Origin of the sequence: Natrinema thermotolerans (genome assembly GCF_031165565.1) — an archaeon.
In the GTDB taxonomy this organism is placed as follows: domain Archaea; phylum Halobacteriota; class Halobacteria; order Halobacteriales; family Natrialbaceae; genus Natrinema; species Natrinema thermotolerans.
The window spans coordinates 829,781-843,156 of sequence record NZ_CP101873.1 but is presented as its reverse complement, the minus strand read 5'-3'; the positions used below and the strand labels follow the sequence as shown (position 1 = coordinate 843,156).

Below are 13,376 nucleotides of genomic sequence, written 5' to 3'. Positions count from 1 at the left end.
GTTAGTAGCCTCCAAGCAACCGTCCGTTATCATCGTATCGGAAGCCGGCCGTTTCGAAAGCGGACTTCGCGGCTTCGACGTTGAGACGACCGTTCGAGCCGACGAACGGCGTCACTGGGTCTTCTCCACTCCACTCGAGGCGCGACGGAACCCAATCGTCGGCCACCGGCGTCGCGGTCGGCGTCGCGTAGTCGTAAAAGACCTCGTCGACGATCGTTTCCTTGTCGATCAGTTGCGTGATCGCCCGCCGGAAGTGGGGATTACTGAGCGGGGCGTTACGGACGTTGAATCCGATATGATAGAAGCTCCGGTGGGTGGCGGTCAGTTCCGTGATATCCGACGAATCGGGAATTCCGCCAATGGCGTACGCGTCGAGAATCGAGGCCGTCAGGTCACCGCTGCCGTCGGAGACTCGTCTGACCGCCGCCGCGCTCCCGGGCTCGATAGTGAACCGGAGCCCCTCTGTGACCGGCTCGCCGAGGTCGACGTCCTCCCGCAGCGTGAAGTGATCGTCGTATCGCTCGAGGACCAACTGTTCGTCCTCGGTGTGGCTCTCGTACCGGTAGGGACCGCTCCCGACCGGCGGGATGTGATCCCCGGTGACGGCCACCCACCGGCCCTGTGGCGCGGAGAACTCGCCGCTTGCCGCCCGTTGATCGATCAGTTCCTGCCATACGTGTTTGGGGAGGATCGGCACGGTCAGTGCCCGTTGCCCGGCTGGCGTTTCGCCCCGCAGGGTGATCGTCAGTCGGCGGTCGTCTTCGATCTCGACCGATTCGACCATCTCGACCTGCCCTCGATACCTCGGTGCCGGCGATTCGGGCGCTCGTCCGAGCGACGTGTCCTCGAGGAACCGGTAGGTAAAGGCCACGTCGGAGGCAGTCAGTGGCTCGCCGTCGTGGAACCGACAGTCCTCCCGGAGCGTGATCGAGACGGTCCGCCGCTCGTCGCCGCGTTCGTCGGCGTTCGCGTCGTCTTTCTCGCCGTTCGTGTCGTCGCCCGATGCTGTTTCGGACGGCGTCGCGGACCACTCGACCGACTCGGCGAGCCAGGGGACGAGTTCGCCGTTGCGCTCGCTCAACAGCGAGTCGTAGAGCAGGTCGATCATCGTCTCCCGCTCTCGTGCCGTCGCCGAGAGGGGATTGAGGTTCCGCGTCATGCGACTGTCGGTTGCGAGGGCATGGAGCTGGCCATCGCCCTCGAGCCCGAGATAGCCGTGTCGACTGCCGAGCGTTCCCTCGTCCCAGCCCTCGAATCCGTCGGTCCGTGCGATGCGGTGTTCGTCGGGGAAACAGATCGGTTCGAACGGTTTCTCCTGGGCCAGTCCGTGTAGGACCGACCCGAGGCGTTGCTTTCGTTGCTCGCCATCGACCCGACGCTGTTCCTCGAGGAGGGTATCGAAGTACATGTTGGCGAACCCGAACGGGTTCTGCCACCCCCGTTCGTTGGCGAACGTAGAGTGGAGGGCGTCGTAGAGGAAGTCGGGGTCGTAGTCGGCGGGGTGGCGGCCGACGTAGAGATCGAACTCCTGATCGATCAGGACGGTCTTCAGTAGCTCCGATGGCGAACGCATGTCCAATGCGACGTCGATACCAACGGCCTCGAGGTTCGCCTCGAGCCGGCGGGCGATCTGGATGTTTTGCCGGTCGGCGTCGGCCGGCAGCGTCGTGATCGAGAGTGTCATCTGGTTGTCTCCCGCCTGTTCGACGACGTTTCGGACGCTGTCGATACAGCCGCTTGCCGTCACCGCGGCGGCGGCCGCGCCGGCGGCCAGAAATGAGCGCCTGCTAACGCCGTCGTCGGGCGAAGATGGGGACCAATTCATTCCGTTCTCTTGCACCTCTTTGTATGCGATATATAACAGTACTGCGTACTACTACCGAATACGTGGACGGGTAAAGAATCTTTTCAATCGACGGTACATTCGCCGTGATCGAGGGCTTGGTTCTCGTTCCCAGGGGACATGGGTGCCGGGCGGTCAGTCCGGAGCGCAACATGGATACGTCGACCGACGAACACACGCGTATGGACATCGCGGCCGAGCGGATCGAGCGCCTCCACGACCTCGCTCGAGCGGCGGCCGCGGACGGTGAGGACGACCGGGCTCGGTACTACGTCCGACTCGCCCGACGAGTCGCGGAGCGAAACCGACTGTCGCTCCCACGGCGGTTTCGCCGGTTCACCTGCGATCGGTGCGACGCATATCTCCGGCCGGGGACCAACGCTCGCGTCAGGCTACAGGACGGCCACGTGGTCATCACCTGTGACTGTGGTGCCCACGCCAGATACCCCTACGAGGAGTGACCCGATGTCGACGCGTTCGCGCGGGCGCGTCCCCATCCGAATCGCGAAGATTGAAACGGCTCGCTTCGTTACACGGGGCCATGGATACAGCAGAACGCAAGCGCCGCGCACACGATCTCGATGTTACCGTCTGGGTCGGCAAGAGCGGTGTCGACGCCGTCGTCGACGAACTCAACGACCAATTGGACGATAGAGACCTCGTGAAGGTGAAGTTCCTGCGTGCGGCCCGTGCCGGCAGTTCGACTGCGGAGAAGGCCGCCGACCTCGCGGACCGCGTCAACGCCGATCTCGTCGAGACGCGCGGTCATACCGCGGTGCTGTACCGATGACCGGTGGTGCGGTCGGCGCATCGCTGTCCGGGATCGTCCTGGGCGTGATCGGTGAGACGCTCGAGGATGCGGGGCTCACGGCAGCGCAAGCCGGGGTCGCCGAGAGTGGCATCCGATTTCTGGCCGCGCTCGCCGCGATCTGGTTCGTCGGGCGGCTCGTTTTCGTTCCGCTGGTCGGTCGTGCCCTCGACCGGCGTGAACTGGACGAACACGCCAAGAACCCGCTGTTGATGCTCACGCGGTTCGGGGTCGGGTTTCTCGCGTTCGCGGTCGCCTTCGGCTTCGCCGGCTTCGGAAACTTCCTGGTATCGATGGCCGGCATCGCCGCCGCCGGCGCGCTCGCGATCGGCCTGGCGATGCAGGACGTGATCTCGAACTTCGTGGCGGGCGTGTTCATCTACACCGACAAGCCGTTCCGGATCGGCGACTGGATCGAGTGGGACAACGGCGACTACTCCGGCGTCGTCGAGGACATCAGCCTCCGGGTCACCCGCGTACGAACGTTCGACAACGAACTGCTTACCGTCCCCAACTCGGCGCTGACCGACGGCGTCCTCAAAAACCCCGTCGACGCCGACAAGCTCCGCCTGAAGTTCGTCTTCGGGATCGGCTACGGCGACGACATCGAGCGGGCGACAGAGATCATCGTCGACGAGGCCGAGCGCCACCCCGATATCATGGACGACCCCGAGCCCTCGGTCCGACTGACGGAACTCGGCGACTCCGACGTTGGCCTCCAGTCGCGGTTCTGGATCGCCGACCCCTCGCGCGCGGACTTCGTCCGCATCCGCGGGGAGTACGTCACCGCCGTCAAACGCCGCTTCGACGAGGAGGGCATCGACATCCCCTACCCCGTTCGCACCCTCGAGGGCGGACTCAGATTCGAGAGCGGCGACGGGCAAAGCGTCGTCCAGCCGGCCGAATAGGACTCACCACTCCTCGACAGTCGTGTTTTCCGGCGGCTCGAACGCGAACCGCTCGTCCTCGAGGCCGACGTTGAACGAGATCGACTCGTACTCCATACGCAACTCGTAGCGGTCGCCGCTCGGGGTCTCGTACACCAGTCGTTCTTTCAGCGGGTAGTCGTACTCCGTATCGATCCAGAGACGCTGCTCCACGACGTCGATCTCGTCCGTCGGGTCGCCCGTCTCCAACGGGTAGACGAACTCGGTGTTGCCGACGATCAGGGACACGTCGCGTTCGACGGTCTCGTTTTTCGCCTCGACGGCGAGGACGTGGGCCTCCCGGTCCGCGACCCGGTCGGTGCCCCGGTACTCGAGGTCGTAGAGGCTGCTGACGTTCGCCGCCATCTCGGCACGACTCGAGCGGACCGCCTCGCTATCGAATCCGTCGGGCGCCTCGAAGTGCTGTGTGACGTTCGCGTCGGAATAGTAGAGCCAGTTGTCGGTGGCGTTCGACACGTACAGGTTTCCGACCACGACCGGGTCGGAGGCCTCGACGACTTCGCTTCGCTCGTCGACGTAGGGTCGTCTCTCGATCCGGAGGACTTCCGTCACGGTTCGGTTCCCGTCGGTCATCTCGACCCGTCGCACGCCTCGGAGATCCTCGAGGTCCTCGCTGTGGACGTACGCGCCCTCAAAGACCGCTTCGGGGTCGGGATCGTCGGTCTCGCGTTCGGGGTCCTCGAACGCCACACAGCCGGTCAGCAGGACGCTGACGACCAGGACGCCGAGGACGGCCGCGAGTCGGCGACTTGTCATTACCGTAGTCACTCGGACCGTAGTAGTAATCTTTACCCTTCTGTAATCCGGGTTGAGATAACGACCGTCTATCGGAAAACGGCCGGGAGGACGGCTCGAACGACAGTGAGAGCCGTCCGACTCTACGGAAGAGCAAGCTCTTCCGAGCAGCGAGGGACCGCGGTCCCTCGAGCAGTCGGCGCTACGCGCCGACGACCTCGCGGACGCTGCGCGTCCGCTCAGCGAGGGAGGGCAGGCGGCTACCCGATACGACCGCGAGCGCCGGAGGCGCGAGCGGGCCGACGACTGATCCGGAGCGAGCGGCTGCGCGGCGCTACGCGCCGCGAACGGACGAGCGGTGAAACCGCGAGTCAGCGAGTGGAGGGGAAGGAGGAGTGCTTTTGATCGACCTTTTACCGAGTGAGCAAGGCGCGCAGCGCCGCCGCTCACGCAGCGTAAAAGGTCGGTGAGTATGAATGCGGACGACCGCGGTTGCCCGGCGTTCCGACCGGGGGAATCCCGGTTGCCTTCTCCACCCCGCGACCCGGCGAGCGACAGGTGTCCGGCGGTCCACTGCTCGCTTCCGCGCCTGATGGGCTGTCGCCGGCTAACCACGATGGGACGTCCCTGCGGACGGCCATCGTGGACCGCTGTCCCCGACGGACGAGGCTTCCATGTTGGCTCCCGGGGCCCCGGTCGGTCTGACCGGACGCCCGCGGCGTTCGGTCCCCGCTAATGACCATAGCGCGGGTAACGAGCAGGGCCAAACTGCCCGACCTAGTCCACTCCTACGTAGGGGGTGGGAACTTAAGGACCTTTCGTCTCCATCGCTCGAGTCCGGTGACGGCGGCCGCCCGTCGCAACGCGGTGAGTGCTGTCCGATCGTCGTACCCGCTCCCGACCGGTTGCCGGGCCGGTCCGGATCCGGTTGGTATCCGATCGGGTTCCAGGGCCCTTTCACAATATATATTCACCCAACGGCCACGTATGGGTTTCAATTGGGGAATGTTGTGCCAAGAAACAGTTATATCGTGTAAACAGACTCACTCGAGTAACCGATGAAATCCCAGTCCCGCCGCCCGACCGACGGCCGACCGATAGCCGGTCCGTGGTCGGGAGATCGACGGAGCGGTATCGACAGCCCCTCGAGCGCGTCCCTGCCGTTCGTGATCCGAGGGGTGCGATGACGGTGTCCGGCTTCGAGTCGCCGATCGCGGACCTGCCTCGCGGCTCCGACGGCCTCGCGACGACCGACGACGCGCTGTCGCGGCTCCGCGAACGGCTGCCGACGTTTCTCGAGCGGGTGGTGGCCGACGCCGGCGCGGAGGGAGTCGTCGTGCCGCTCGACGGCGGGGTCGAGACGGCGCTGGCGGCGACGTTCGCCGTCGATGCGGTGGGACAGGACCGTGTGACGGGGTTCGTGATGCCGGCGTTTCTGAGCCACGAGGCGGTGTCGCGCAACGCGGAAGCAGTTGCGACGTCGCTGGGCATCGACCACAGTCGCCTGCAACTGCAACCGGTCCTGGCGGCGTTTCAGGAGACGATCGGCGGGTCGTCCGGGCCGGCCGACGACCTGGTCGCGACCACCAACGCGCTGTCGCGGCTCCGGATGACCTGCGCCTACTACGTCGCGAACGCGACGGACGCGCTCGTCGTGGGCCCGATCAACCGCACCCAGTACCTGCTCGGCTCGGTCGCGAAACACGGCGAAACGGGGGCCGACTGTCTCCCCTTCGCCGACCTCTACCGGGCCGAACTCGAGGCCCTCGCTCGAGCCGTCGGGATCCCCCAGGATCTGACGGTCGAAGCGTCGGGCTCGCCGTTACATCCCGGCGGGTCGCCGGCGACAGGGCTTGATACCGATCCCGAAACTGTCGATCGGATCCTCCGGCGGAGAATCGACGAGGGCGTCGACGCGGGAACCGTCGCGGACCGGACCGGCGTCGAGACCGAGACCGTCGAGCGACTCGCGGCGTGGGTCGAGCGGACGCGTCACAAGCGTCGCCGGCCGGTGCGGCCGTCAACGCGGATCTGACGCCGACTCGAGCGGGGCTGCCGCCGATGAGGCAGTTTCGGGACGGCCCCTCGACCGCTCGCGGCGACCGCTTAGGTCGTGGTATCGGTTTCGCGAAGCGCGTGCAGGCCCGCACTCGCGAAGAAGACGGTGCCGCCGACGACGGGCGCGATACCGATTCCGGTGCCGCTCGTCGCGCTCGATCGGTGTCGCCATAGGTGGCTCCCGTCCGCGCCGTCGTAGGCCGATACCGTGTCTAGACCGCTCACGTAGACGGTCCCGTCGGCGACGACCGGCGGATCGGGTTCTTCGGTGGGAGTCGTCCACCGTTCCGATCCGGTCTCGGCGTCGAGCGCGGTCAGTTGCCAGCCGTTCGTGACGTATAGCGATCCCCCGGCGACCGCCGGTGAGGAAACGGGGTCCGACCCGGATCCCTGACCGCCGTGTTCGATCGGTTCTCGCCATCGAAGCGTTCCGTCTCGGTCGAACGCGGCGACGGTTCCGTCGCCGACGGGGGCGTAGACGGCTCCGTCGACGATGGTCGGCGAACCGGCGATATCGGCCTCGAGGTCCCGCGTCCACTGCCGCTCGCCGTCGGCCGCCGACAGCGCGACGAGTTCGGTTCCGCCCTGATAGACCGTCCCTCCACCGACCGCCGGCGGCGTCGGCCAGAATCCCCCGTCGTCAGCGAGGGGTGCGGTCCAGCGCTCGCGCCCCGTCTCGAGGGCGAGGGCGACGAGCGTCGGCGGGCCGGCGTACGTGGTCTCGATCGCGTACACTGTCCCGTCGGCGACCGTGATCCTGTCGGCGAAGTCGTGGCCGACCCGCCAGCGTTCGTCCCCCGAATCGGTCGCGATCGCGACGACCGTTCCTCCGATAGAGAGGACGGCCGTTCCGCCGACGACCGCGACCGGGCCGGCGACGTTGGTCCCGGAATAGGACCGTTCCTACTCGATATCACCGGTCGCGCCGTCGAGGGCGTAGACGACCGTCTCCGTGCCGCCGTCACCGACCGAGTGGCCTTCGGCGACGTAGACCGTTCCGTCGACGACCGCCGGCGGGCCGATATTGTAGGACGGGTCGTCGGCCCCCTCGTGGAACGTCCAGACGGCGTCGACGTCGTCGACCGGGCCGGCGCGAGCCGTGCGACCGACGTGGGTCGGGCCGTACTGGTGCATGCGGTATGGGTCGGCGTCGGTCAGCGCGTCGCGCAACTCGGCGGTCGCGTCGGTCGACGCGTTCTCAGTCGTCGACTCCGCGGCGTCTCGCTCGTCGTCGAGAACGCCGAGACAGCCGGCCAGTCCGGTCACGGTCGCCACCCCCGCCGCGGAGAGGAGGTCTCGCCGACGCCGGCCGTCCGTCTGCGATCCCCTCGTGGAATTCATGCACGGTGTTGTGTCTCGGAGTTACATATATACGGGTGCTGTCAGCCGGCCGCGACGAAGCGAGACCGCGGGGGGACCGGTCACTCCGCTTCGATCCCGGCCTCGAGCCCGGCATGTCGATCGGAAGGACGAACTCGTCGTCCGACGGAGGAAAAGGCCCATTAGCGCTCCGACACATCGTCCGGTTATGGGACTTGGCAGCACTGCAAAGAAGATTCAGGGCCTCTCGGACCGCGCCGAAGCGATGTACAAGCAGGTACAGAAGCTCCAGAACCGGATAACGGGACTCGAGGAGGAGATGGACGAGACCCACGACACGGTCACACGCATGGACCACCAACTCACCGAGCAGCGCGCACTGTTGCTGGCGATCGCCGAGGAGCAGGGGATCGACGGCGAGGAAATCCTCGCTGAGGCGGCCATCGACGAGGCCGAACTCGCGGCCGAGGAGACCGACGAATCGACAGCGAGCGACGCATCCGAGTCGACGGCGAACACGGCGAGCGAACCCACGGACACAACCGCCGAGTGAAACGGTGAGACGGCTGTCACGCGGTGTCTCCATCGCAAACGTGTTTCTCCGGCTCGAGGTGACCCAACGACTGCGTTGGAGAGCCGCCGGGACGGCAGCGTCGACGCCACCGGAGTCCGATAGTGGCGGCTCACCTTCGCTCTCCGGTCGATCGTAATCGTTTCTCACCGGCACCCTCGGATATCCGCCGTACCGGTCGTAATAATAAGAGCTAACAACGGAAGCAACATTTGCCAGCACGATGACGACCCACGAGCAGCCGGTGGATTCGGTCCTCGAGACGATCGGTCGAACGCCGCTCGTCCGCCTCCGAGGCGGGGCCGGAGACGTATCGATCTACGCCAAACTCGAGTCGTTCAACCCCGGTGCCAGCATCAAAGACCGCATCGGGAAGTACATGCTCGAGCGAATGCTCGAGCGTGGCGACGTTCCCGCCGGCGGGACGATCGTCGAGCCGACGGCCGGCAACACCGGGATCGGGCTGGCGATCGCGGCCAAGCAGCTGGGACTCGAGGCGGTCTTCGTCGTTCCCGAGCGGTTCAGCGTGGAGAAACAGCAGTTGATGGCCGCACTCGATGCGGAAGTCATCAACACGCCGACCGAGGACGGCATGGACGGTGCCATCGCCCGGGCACAGCAGTTGGCCGACGAGCTGGACGACGCCGTCGTCCCCCAGCAGTTCTCGAACCCGCTAAACGCCGAAGCACACTACGAGACGACCGCCCCCGAGATCTACGACGCGCTGGATGGACGGGTCGGTGCCGTCGTCGTCGGCTGTGGAACGGCGGGGACGCTCATGGGAATCGCCCGCTACGCGCTCGAACAGGACCCAGAGACACACGTCGTCGCGGTCGAACCCGAGGGCTCGGTCTACGGGGAACTCCTCGGCGACGAGCGCGAGGAAGACGAGTACAAGATCGAGGGGATCGGCACGCACGACACCACGACCAACGAACTGTTCGATCCCGAACTGGTCGACGACGTCAGTGCTGTCTCGGATCAGGACGCCCACGACGAACTCGTCCGGCTCGCCCGCGAGGAGGGCCATCTGGTCGCCTCGAGCGCAGGTGCTGCGAGCGTGGCCTCGAAACGGGTCGCCGAACGGATCGCCGACGGCGACCTCGACGTCCCCCACGAGACCGTCGCTACGATCTTCCCGGACTCGAGCGAGCGCTACCTCTCGAAGGGCATCTATCGGTCGTTCGAGGAGTGGACGTCGTAGGCCGACACCGTCGTCGGGCCCTGGGCCGCCGGTAACCAGTACACTCTTTGCGGTCCCCGAAACCACTGGGGATATGAGCCGGCTGCCCGATGCCCTCCCGGACGACGCACTCTCGTCGGCCCTCCACCCGACGCTCGAGGCCTACGCCGACCAGGGGGGACTGCTCGGGGCGTTCACCTACTTCTTTACCTATCTCGAGACCCGCGACGAGGTCCTCGCAGAAACGCTCGCGTCGATCCCGACGGACCTGTTCGTGACGAGCGCGCTCCACGACGACGCGATCGACGAGATCGACGCCTGGGACGATCGCAAGCGACGGCTGAACGAACACGTCACGACCGGCGACCTCGTCTTCGCGAACGTCGCCGCCGCCGTCGCCGATGCGCCGGCCGACGTCGATCTAGGCCACGCCCTCGAGACCGTCCGCGAGATCGGCGCGGGCCAGCTCGCCGAGGAGTCGTTCGACGCCGCGGCGGCGACCGTCGACGACGCGATCGCGCGAGTCGACGAACGCGGCGGCCGCTGGGGCGATCTCGCGGTCGAACTCGTCGCGGCCCCCGGCGGCTACACGGCCGCACAACTCGCGTCGATCCGAACCATCGCGACGGACGGCCTGTTCGTGTTGACCGTCATCGACGATCTGGCGGATCTCCCGGAGGACGTCGACAACGGCGTCGCGACGCTTCCGGTCGTCCTGTTCGAAGGCGATCCCGACGCGTACCGGTCGACGACCGCCCTGGTCGACGATCTCCTCGCGTCCGATGTTCCCGACCGGCTCGAGGCCCTCGTCGACCGTCGCCGGGCCGCGATCGATGCGGCGGCTACCGACCTCCACGCGTCGCTCGACTACTCCGATGAGACACTGCTCGAGGCCGCCGCACTCGCGCTCCAGTGGTACTGCGAGACGGTCTGTTCGGTCCCGGTCGCCGAGACGGTCCCGCAGACCCGTCGTGAGGCGATCCGCGAGGGGGTATCCGGTGGGGAGGCGTCGACGCGGCAGTTCGTCGCCGAGCGTGCCGCCGACGCCCCCGTCGCGATCGAGCCCGACGCGATCGCGGGAACCCTCGCCGGCCTCCCCGACGAACCGCTCGTCCGGACGGCGATCCGACTCGAACACCTCGAGTCAGTCGTCGACGACCGCATGCATACGACGGTCGAGGACGCGCTCGCGGACCTTCGTACTGCATCGACGCCGGCCTCGTAAGGACCCACTCAACCGTCGGCTCAGGCGACGAGCCGGCGGTGCTGGACCTTCATACACCGATCCTGGACGACGGCCCGCCCCGCCGTCTCCGCGCGGGCCGCCGCCTCGTCGTCGCGGATTCCCTGCTGCGTCCAGATGACGTCGACGTCGTCGCGCTCGAGGGCCGCGTCGACGATCCCACTTACCTCCTCGCTGGGCCGGAAGATACAGACGACGTCGATCTCGTCCTCGACGTCGGCCAGCGAGTCGGAGACCTCGCGGCCGAAGATCTCCTCGGCGTAGGGGTTGACCGGGATCACGTCGTAGCCGTGATCCAGCAGGTACTTCGGCACGTCGTGGGCCGCCTTGCCGGGCGTACTCGAGCAGCCGACGACGGCGATGGTGTCGGACTCCAGGATCTCCTCGATCTCCGCTGCGGTGTCGACTGGCATGGTACCCGAAGGTACGCGGTCCTCGCTGAAACGTTTCGGGGTCGATCGGTTGGGGGCCGACCGGACTCGAGTCGATCGATCGTCACGGAAAACCGAAGCCAGTGGACGCGAACGGAGCCGGGAGTTCGGAACCGGTTACGCCGAGAAGCCGGCGGTCCGGATCTCGGGCTCCTCGCCGTCGGCCGTCTCCTCGAGTTCGATGACGGCGTCGAACAGCTGTTTGAGCGTGTTCATGGTCTGGTCGTCGTGGGCAGTCGAGTCGATGACGTAGACGCCCATGGCGTCGGCACTCTGGATCCGGCCCGTGAAGACGTGGAGGAACCGAAAGACCGTCTGGAGATCGGAGTACATCAGCAGTGTCGACACCGAGTGCAAGAGGACGCGATTCCGAGTCAGCCCGCGGGTCTCGTAGAAGTCCTGCAGGAACTCCGAGAGCTTGATCCCGATGCCGGTCATGTCGACCGGGGAGGAGGCGTACTTGATCCGTGGGTCGTCGTCGATCGTTCCGATACCGCGTTGTTTGGTGACACAGTCGACGACGCCGATATCCGGCTCGACGCCCTCGCCGACGTGGTCGTCGAGGCTCTCGAGGACCTTGTCGGCACTGTCTTTGGTAGTGACGACGATCGAACCGTCACCACGGGCCGCACCGCTCGCGAGGATATCGAAGGCGATCCGCCGTTTCCCCGTCAGTGGCGGACCCGCGACGAGTACGTTCGTTCCCGGATCGATTTCGACGTCCGGAAGGACATCTGCGAGGTCATACATACGGAATACTCACATCCATCGCCGTAACGACGAGCTGGTACCACAGCCCACTCCGACTGCCGGCGTATGGTATGAAGATACGCGAAGCAGCTTATAGTACTTTTGATAACGTAGCTGGCGTCTCGCACTGTCTTCGCACGCTGAACGGGGCCGTCGACGGGTCGGTCCCACCCTCGCTGGGCGAACCGGCTCCGGTCAATCGGCCCGTGTCTGCGATGTGTATCCGACGGCCCGCCGGCCGCGACTACAGCGCGCTTCTCGATACCGTCGGCGTGTCCTACACCAACAGGGGGACCTCGAGGGCGGCTCGACCGACGATAAACGCCAGCGCGGCCAAGAACATCCCGTACTTGAGACGCGACTGGCCGGTCGTCGGATTCGCGAAGCTTTCGTAGGCGGCAAGCAGCATGACGGCATCGGCCGGTGCGACGACGAGCAGGTACGCGACGCCGAAGTAGCCACGGAGGAACGGAATCGGGCTGGCGACGACGGCGACGACCAGCAGGACGGCGGCGACGACCAACGCCTTCCGCTCCCCGATCGCGATCGGGAGCGTGTTCAACCCCTCCTCACGGTCCCCTTCGATGTCCTCGACGTCTTTGATGATCTCGCGGGTCAGCGTGGCGATCGCCGCCAGTACGAAGAGAACCACGGCCGGTGCGATCTCGCCGACTGCCGCAGCGCCGAAGAGGAACGTGCTTCCGACGAGATAAGCGACGAGCGCGTTCCCGAGACCCGGCAGCCCCTTGAAGAACTCGGTGTACGCGACCAACGCGAGGAGGTTAACGCCCGCGATGGCGATCGCCGTCGCCGGAAGCGTCACCGCGAGCGCGACCGCACCGGCAAAGAGCAGGCCACTGAACGCGAGCGCACCGCGCGGGCTCACCGCACCACGGGGGATCGCCCGCCCGGGCTGGTTGATTCGGTCGATCTCTCGATCGAAGTAGTCGTTGATCGCGTTTCCCGCACCGACCGCCAGCCCCGTGGCCGCGACCGCCGCAGCGACCGCGAGCGGCTCCTCCGCCACCCCACCGGCGACGAACGCTCCGATGAACGTCAGGGCACTCGCCGCGATCACGTTTACCGGCCGCGTCAACTCGAGCAACCCGCGACCCGTCTCACCGACAGTCATACGCTCGAGTGGTCATGCGGGCTGGTTAAACGGTACGGTCCGGTCCCGGCGACGGATCATCCCGGAGACGATCGCACGCATCGCTCACGCGATCGGTGACGGGAGAGAAGGCGTCGCGGCTCGCGTCTCAGCGCCACTCCTCGAGATCACAGAGGACGTCAGCATCGATCTCGAGCCATTTGCTCACCCGGTCGTCGCCGCTCGCGTCGGCCGGCACGGCCGTCCAGCTCCCCTCGTCGTCCGAGAGCAACTCGAGGGGCGTCGCGCCGGATTCGACCTCGTCTGGGACGGGGGCTTCGGTCTCGCTCATGCTATACGTAGCCGTTGCAGCTACAAAACAAAGACCCCCGCCGCT

15 protein-coding genes and 1 other RNA gene are annotated in these 13,376 nt (G+C 66.4%); 7 read left to right on the top strand and 9 right to left on the bottom strand.

Translation table 11 applies throughout. The features are described from left to right. Window position 1 precedes the first annotated feature (1 nt). Window positions 2-1,825 (bottom strand): ABC transporter substrate-binding protein, encoded by a 1,824-nt coding sequence (locus tag NP511_RS04375; protein WP_211249087.1) that lies wholly within the window; start codon window positions 1,823-1,825, stop codon window positions 2-4. A 200-nt stretch (window positions 1,826-2,025) separates the two neighbouring features. Between NP511_RS04375 and NP511_RS04370 the strand changes: the two genes are divergently transcribed. The 3 genes from NP511_RS04370 (at window position 2,026) to NP511_RS04360 (ending at window position 3,559) form a co-directional block, all read left to right on the top strand. Beyond that, window positions 2,026-2,304, top strand: coding sequence for a ribonuclease P protein component 4 (locus NP511_RS04370; RefSeq protein ID WP_006181925.1), 279 nt, complete (start codon window positions 2,026-2,028; stop codon window positions 2,302-2,304). Between the two features lie 80 nt (window positions 2,305-2,384). Continuing rightward, window positions 2,385-2,633, top strand: coding sequence for a YhbY family RNA-binding protein (locus NP511_RS04365; protein WP_006181924.1), 249 nt, complete (start codon window positions 2,385-2,387; stop codon window positions 2,631-2,633). Continuing rightward, a complete protein-coding gene (locus tag NP511_RS04360) occupies window positions 2,630-3,559 on the top strand; it encodes a mechanosensitive ion channel family protein (protein WP_049964578.1) in 930 nt (309 codons plus the stop codon). Before NP511_RS04365 ends, NP511_RS04360 begins: the two co-directional genes overlap by 4 nt. Before the next feature lie 3 nt (window positions 3,560-3,562). Here the strand turns inward: NP511_RS04360 and NP511_RS04355 are convergent, their stop codons facing one another. Together NP511_RS04355 and ffs are read right to left on the bottom strand one after the other, a co-directional pair. After that, window positions 3,563-4,354, bottom strand: a complete 792-nt coding sequence (locus NP511_RS04355; RefSeq protein WP_049964577.1) for a LolA family protein — start codon at window positions 4,352-4,354, stop codon at window positions 3,563-3,565. Window positions 4,355-4,809: 455 nt separating this feature from the next. Further along, window positions 4,810-5,121, bottom strand: an RNA gene (gene ffs, locus NP511_RS04350) — signal recognition particle sRNA. Between the two features lie 395 nt (window positions 5,122-5,516). On the opposite strand from ffs, the gene nadE reads away from it, so the two are divergent. Next, a complete protein-coding gene (gene nadE, locus NP511_RS04345; protein ID WP_049964576.1) occupies window positions 5,517-6,368 on the top strand; it encodes an NAD(+) synthase in 852 nt (283 codons plus the stop codon). Window positions 6,369-6,439: 71 nt separating this feature from the next. On the opposite strand, the gene NP511_RS04340 is transcribed toward nadE, so the two are convergent. Together NP511_RS04340 and NP511_RS04335 are read right to left on the bottom strand one after the other, a co-directional pair. Beyond that, on the bottom strand, window positions 6,440-7,204 hold the full coding sequence (locus NP511_RS04340; RefSeq protein WP_233274316.1) for an outer membrane protein assembly factor BamB family protein: 765 nt from the start codon (window positions 7,202-7,204) through the stop codon (window positions 6,440-6,442). Window positions 7,205-7,294: 90 nt separating this feature from the next. After that, entirely contained in the window at window positions 7,295-7,732 is a 438-nt protein-coding gene (locus tag NP511_RS04335) for a hypothetical protein (RefSeq protein ID WP_233274304.1), read from the bottom strand. 187 nt (window positions 7,733-7,919) lie between these two features. Between NP511_RS04335 and NP511_RS04330 the strand changes: the two genes are divergently transcribed. The 3 genes from NP511_RS04330 to NP511_RS04320 all read left to right on the top strand — a co-directional run bounded on the left by NP511_RS04330 (window position 7,920) and on the right by NP511_RS04320 (window position 10,690). Then, the gene (locus NP511_RS04330) at window positions 7,920-8,264 is read left to right on the top strand and encodes a DUF5798 family protein (protein ID WP_006649124.1); all 345 of its coding nucleotides are present in this window, start codon (window positions 7,920-7,922) and stop codon (window positions 8,262-8,264) included. Window positions 8,265-8,505: 241 nt separating this feature from the next. Next, a complete protein-coding gene (locus NP511_RS04325; RefSeq protein ID WP_049964575.1) occupies window positions 8,506-9,486 on the top strand; it encodes a PLP-dependent cysteine synthase family protein in 981 nt (326 codons plus the stop codon). 73 nt (window positions 9,487-9,559) lie between these two features. Then, window positions 9,560-10,690 carry a hypothetical protein gene (locus tag NP511_RS04320; RefSeq protein WP_049964574.1) on the top strand — a complete coding sequence of 377 codons (1,131 nt, stop codon included), beginning with the start codon at window positions 9,560-9,562 and terminating at the stop codon, window positions 10,688-10,690. Window positions 10,691-10,710: 20 nt separating this feature from the next. On the opposite strand, the gene NP511_RS04315 is transcribed toward NP511_RS04320, so the two are convergent. The 4 genes from NP511_RS04315 to NP511_RS04300 all read right to left on the bottom strand — a co-directional run bounded on the left by NP511_RS04315 (window position 10,711) and on the right by NP511_RS04300 (window position 13,331). Continuing rightward, window positions 10,711-11,121 carry a CoA-binding protein gene (locus tag NP511_RS04315; protein ID WP_049964573.1) on the bottom strand — a complete coding sequence of 137 codons (411 nt, stop codon included), beginning with the start codon at window positions 11,119-11,121 and terminating at the stop codon, window positions 10,711-10,713. Between the two features lie 135 nt (window positions 11,122-11,256). Continuing rightward, window positions 11,257-11,889, bottom strand: coding sequence for an RAD55 family ATPase (locus tag NP511_RS04310; RefSeq protein WP_049964572.1), 633 nt, complete (start codon window positions 11,887-11,889; stop codon window positions 11,257-11,259). A 277-nt stretch (window positions 11,890-12,166) separates the two neighbouring features. After that, on the bottom strand, window positions 12,167-13,021 hold the full coding sequence (locus tag NP511_RS04305) for a geranylgeranylglycerol-phosphate geranylgeranyltransferase (RefSeq protein WP_049964571.1): 855 nt from the start codon (window positions 13,019-13,021) through the stop codon (window positions 12,167-12,169). Window positions 13,022-13,148: 127 nt separating this feature from the next. Next, window positions 13,149-13,331 (bottom strand): DUF7511 domain-containing protein, encoded by a 183-nt coding sequence (locus tag NP511_RS04300; protein WP_006181914.1) that lies wholly within the window; start codon window positions 13,329-13,331, stop codon window positions 13,149-13,151. Window positions 13,332-13,376: the final 45 nt, after the last annotated feature.

Coding starts and splice junctions, on each gene's coding strand:
- nadE (WP_049964576.1), top strand. CDS start 5,517: ATGACGGTGTCCGGCTTCGAGTCGCCGATCGCGGACCTGCCTCGCGGC.
- NP511_RS04360 (WP_049964578.1), top strand. CDS start 2,630: ATGACCGGTGGTGCGGTCGGCGCATCGCTGTCCGGGATCGTCCTGGGC.
- NP511_RS04330 (WP_006649124.1), top strand. CDS start 7,920: ATGGGACTTGGCAGCACTGCAAAGAAGATTCAGGGCCTCTCGGACCGC.
- NP511_RS04310 (WP_049964572.1), bottom strand. CDS start 11,889: ATGTATGACCTCGCAGATGTCCTTCCGGACGTCGAAATCGATCCGGGA.
- NP511_RS04325 (WP_049964575.1), top strand. CDS start 8,506: ATGACGACCCACGAGCAGCCGGTGGATTCGGTCCTCGAGACGATCGGT.
- NP511_RS04355 (WP_049964577.1), bottom strand. CDS start 4,354: ATGACAAGTCGCCGACTCGCGGCCGTCCTCGGCGTCCTGGTCGTCAGC.
- NP511_RS04375 (WP_211249087.1), bottom strand. CDS start 1,825: ATGAATTGGTCCCCATCTTCGCCCGACGACGGCGTTAGCAGGCGCTCA.
- NP511_RS04370 (WP_006181925.1), top strand. CDS start 2,026: ATGGACATCGCGGCCGAGCGGATCGAGCGCCTCCACGACCTCGCTCGA.
- NP511_RS04300 (WP_006181914.1), bottom strand. CDS start 13,331: ATGAGCGAGACCGAAGCCCCCGTCCCAGACGAGGTCGAATCCGGCGCG.
- NP511_RS04335 (WP_233274304.1), bottom strand. CDS start 7,732: ATGAATTCCACGAGGGGATCGCAGACGGACGGCCGGCGTCGGCGAGAC.
- NP511_RS04315 (WP_049964573.1), bottom strand. CDS start 11,121: ATGCCAGTCGACACCGCAGCGGAGATCGAGGAGATCCTGGAGTCCGAC.
- NP511_RS04305 (WP_049964571.1), bottom strand. CDS start 13,021: ATGACTGTCGGTGAGACGGGTCGCGGGTTGCTCGAGTTGACGCGGCCG.
- NP511_RS04365 (WP_006181924.1), top strand. CDS start 2,385: ATGGATACAGCAGAACGCAAGCGCCGCGCACACGATCTCGATGTTACC.
- NP511_RS04320 (WP_049964574.1), top strand. CDS start 9,560: ATGAGCCGGCTGCCCGATGCCCTCCCGGACGACGCACTCTCGTCGGCC.